The sequence below is a fragment of the Streptomyces sp. P17 genome, from assembly GCF_032436805.1.
Taxonomy (GTDB): Bacteria; Actinomycetota; Actinomycetes; order Streptomycetales; family Streptomycetaceae; genus Streptomyces.
The window spans coordinates 1-231 of record NZ_JAVRBF010001571.1; the positions used below are offsets into that span (position 1 = coordinate 1).

Annotated in this window: 1 protein-coding gene; it reads right to left on the reverse strand. The window is 66.7% G+C overall.

Translation table 11 applies throughout. The annotated features are described in order from the left end of the window. Nucleotides 1–231, reverse strand: a 231-nt coding sequence (locus tag RMT89_RS45715; RefSeq protein WP_315889648.1) for a transglycosylase domain-containing protein, incomplete at both ends; no start/stop codon positions are given.

Here is a 231-nt window from a genome sequence, read left to right on the forward strand (position 1 = left end):
ATAGCGGCCGGGATTTGCCGCTTTCCATTTGTCGGGGCTGGGCAGCACCGCGGCGAGCCGAGCCGCCTGCGCCGGACTCAGGGCCGCGGCGCTCACGCCGAAATAGCCTTCCGCTGCAGCCTCCGCGCCGTAGTTGCCATGGCCCCAGTCCACGACATTCAGGTAAGCGGTCATGATCCGCTTCTTGGGCCACAACGCCTCGATCAGCACGGTGAGGTATGCCTCGACCGC